Here is a 3,291-nt window from a genome sequence, read left to right as displayed (position 1 = left end):
GATTTGATTGACTACGCAACCTTCCTCATGGATGAGTGGGAGATTCCCGAAGAAGTCCTTCTCTTGGCTGCTAGCGAAGACGGAATGCATCAATGCTTTGTCATTAACTACGGCTTGCCAGATTTCCCAGAAGGCGCCGTATTGTACGTGGATACCGATCCCGATGGGATCATCATGCCCGTTGCAGAATCAGTCGACGCATTCTTGTCTAAGCTAGGCCCCTACCCAGACCAAGAAGAAACGGTTGAAGATGCAGAGCCGGATAACATCGGGATCAATGGTGTTCGATATGGATCCCTTTCTGAACCTCTCCGAAAGGCGATATCTGCCACTCCAACACCAGGAATCGAAAAGCTTTTAAAACAGGCCACAGAGCTCATCACCAAAGATTTAAATCCAATAATCACCGAGAATAGCCCTGAAAGTCGAACCTTTTACGACGTTGTGTATTGGATTGTTCAGCATATTGAGCCCCAACACGATCCTGAAACATTTGCCAACGGAGGCCGAGAAGGACAAATACTAACCTTCCCAGAACTCATGAAGAACTCATTTATAGTTCCTGGTCAGAAATACGAACTCGGCTACACGCTCGCATCCTTAATCATGTGGTGGGATCGCAGAGTCAAAGAAGGAGTTCTCAAAGAAACCGACAACGGTTTCATCCTCGACGAGAATTACGCCGGTAGCGTCTTCGATCGGCTTCGCCAAGGAGAGATCCAAAACTAGCTTTTCCAGAATTGTTGTCCCCGCGCCCAGCATTTGAAAGCAATCGCCCAAAGTAGAGGACACCATTACTAAACAATGGGGTACACCCAGTGCGACAGATGTGTCGCAAAAATGGCGAGACCGAGCCTATTGGCAACAGCAAACTACTGCGCTGTAACTGTCCCGCTGGGGTGCCCCTGTATGGCACTGACTCGACGAGGCCGCGAACGAGCAGCCTCTTGAGAAGGCGAAAGGCAGCGGCAGCGAACCTGGATCGGTTCAGATCTGCGAGATGGATGCGCTCATCGGTTCGCCGCGTTGCTCGAGGTTCCGGCTGCGTCCGCAACGGAGTGGGCGAGGTGCTCTGCCAGCGCGGCGCGCAGTTCGGGCGGAAGGGGGGCGGCTCCGACGGATTCGCTAAGCCAGAGTCCGTCGGCGGCAAGGTACGCGACCATCTTCTGCAGCGCCCGAGGGTCAGTCGGGTCAATCTCGGCAGGGTCGGGTATCCATCGGGAGATGACCCTTCTCCACGGCTTGTTGAGCTCGCTGTCGGTGCTCGCCTCGAGCATGAACAGCAGCTCGGGGCCAGTGGCGCTGCGAGCGCTCACGCGGGCGTAGGCGGCGACGCGCTCGTCCTGCGTTGCCTCGTCTGGGTCCTTGCCCAGGACGTTGATCATCTCGTGGTCCCAGCGCTCGGCAAGATGCTCGTGCAGCGCGAGCACCAGGGCGTCCTTCGAGGGGAAGTGGTAGAGCAGCCCACCTTTGGTGAGTCCGGAGGCGGCGGCCACCGATTCGTACGTGACGGCCGTGACGCCGTCGGTTTCGACAACGCGGAGGGCGGCTTGGAGGATGGAGTCTCGTTTGCTGGTCCGCATGAGCGGTCCTTTCGTGGTCAGTGCTCGGAGTGCAGCTGCGACTGCGTGCCAGGCAGGTACCGACGCAGCAGCACTCCCGTGATGACAGTGGCCGCTGCCAGGACGCCGGCAACGACTAGCATCACGACGAGGTACGCGGAGTCGAAGGCCGTGGAGGCCGCCTGAATGATGGCGGCGTCTCCCTGCGCCGCCTCCAGTGCCTCAGCGATACCGTCACCAGCCGCCGCCGGTGCGCCGTTGGGGAGGACAACACTGGCGGTATAGATGGCCGTGAGCAGGCTTCCGAGCACGGACACGGCGATGAGGCTGCCGAACTCGTAGGAGACCTCTTCGAGGGAAGCGGCCATGCCTGCACGGCGCACCGGCACGTTCCCGATGATGGCGGTGGAGGCGACCGACAGGGCAGCTCCGAGACCGGCACCCGTCACCAGAAGGCCGAGAACCAGCACGCCGAAGGATGATTGGAACCCGACTACCGTCACCACGACGCCGCCGGTGGCGACGGCGAGACCACCGGTGATCAGCGCGAGCAGCCCGACACGGTGCAAGAAGGCACCACCCAGGAGCGCTGTCGGCAACGAGCCCACGGCAATCACGGCAACCAAAAGCCCAGCCTCCAGCGGACTGAAGCCGACGACCTGCTGGAACCGTTGCGTGGTGACAAGCTCGATGCCACCGATGGCGAACATCGCGAACGCCGCGGCGAGCACGCCAGCACTGAACGCCGGGTTGAGGAAGATGGAGAACTCCAGCAGCGGATTCTCCAGGCGCCGCTGACGGCGCACGAAGAGCCAGAACCCGATGGCAGCAACGAGCAGCGCAACAACAATGGTCGCGACAGACGGGGGCGCGTGGCCGATCTCCTTGATGGCCACCACCGTTCCGACGAGCCCGATCATCACCAGTATCGAAGACACGGCATCCCAGCGCTTCGAAGGATCCGGGTCATTGGCCGGGCGGATCAACCAGGTAGCAACCAGCGCCAGCGCCACTACGGGCACGTTCACCAGGAACACCGAGCCCCACCAGAAGTTCTCGAGCAAAGTTCCGCCGAGGATGGGGCCCAGCGCGGCACCCACCACGGAGAGGCTGCCCCAGATCGCGATCGCGAGGTTCCGCTCGCGCTCGACCGTGAAGTACGTGCGGATCAGTGCCAGGGTTGCCGGCATCATCGCTGCCGCACCGACAGCGAGCACAGCGCGTGCACCGATCAGCACCTCGGGCGACGGCGCCAACGCTGCGAGCAGGGACGCCAACCCGAAGATCACCAGGCCGACGACGAACATCTGCGTGTGGCCGATGCGATCACCGAGGGTCCCGCTACCGAGCAGCAGGCCCGCCATCACCAGGGGGTAGGCGTTGATGATCCACAGGCTCTGGGTGCTTGATGCCTGAAGGTCCTCGGTCAGTGTCGGCAATGCCGTGTACAGGATCGAGTTGTCGAGGGTGATCAGTAGGACCCCCGCTCCGACAGTCACCAGCAGCGACCAGCGTCGCCGTTTCGTCATCGTGGACATGCGCGTCTCCTTAATCGTTTAATCGTGAACAACGTAAGTGTACCGGATGGATGGTGTAGTTATGTCTACTGCGAGAGAGATCCGCGTCACTCCCTGTTCACGGCGCCTAAGGCCAGTGACTACGAGCGTGGCGCTCATTTGGGTACACCCTATTGTTACGCCGGTGTGCGGCAGAATGTTTCCTGTAAAAT

At 60.3% G+C, this 3,291-nt stretch carries 3 protein-coding genes; 1 reads left to right on the top strand and 2 read right to left on the bottom strand.

Features of this window, described 5'->3' with window-relative positions; all coding sequences use genetic code 11:
- On the top strand, positions 1 to 729 hold a 729-nt coding region (locus BKN05_RS11770), incomplete at its 5' end, for an SMI1/KNR4 family protein (RefSeq protein ID WP_049378601.1).
- Positions 730 to 1,010: 281 nt separating this feature from the next.
- Here BKN05_RS11770 and BKN05_RS11765 read toward each other — a convergent pair.
- Positions 1,011 to 1,583, bottom strand: a complete 573-nt coding sequence (locus tag BKN05_RS11765) for a TetR/AcrR family transcriptional regulator (protein WP_286688716.1) — start codon at positions 1,581 to 1,583, stop codon at positions 1,011 to 1,013.
- A gap of 17 nt (positions 1,584 to 1,600) precedes the next feature.
- A complete protein-coding gene (locus tag BKN05_RS11760) occupies positions 1,601 to 3,100 on the bottom strand; it encodes an MFS transporter (RefSeq protein WP_286688715.1) in 1,500 nt (499 codons plus the stop codon).
- Between the last annotated feature and the right edge of the window lie 191 nt (positions 3,101 to 3,291).

This window comes from Corynebacterium sp. S5S1 (genome assembly GCF_001913985.1).
Lineage (GTDB): Bacteria > Actinomycetota > Actinomycetes > Mycobacteriales > Mycobacteriaceae > Corynebacterium > Corynebacterium marquesiae.
Note: the sequence above shows the minus strand (reverse complement) of the source record. Positions and strands in the feature narration are given on the sequence as shown.

Excerpts from the sequence above, each read along its gene's own strand:
- BKN05_RS11765 (WP_286688716.1), bottom strand. The coding sequence starts at position 1,583 with ATGCGGACCAGCAAACGAGACTCCATCCTCCAAGCCGCCCTCCGCGTT.
- BKN05_RS11760 (WP_286688715.1), bottom strand. The coding sequence starts at position 3,100 with ATGTCCACGATGACGAAACGGCGACGCTGGTCGCTGCTGGTGACTGTC.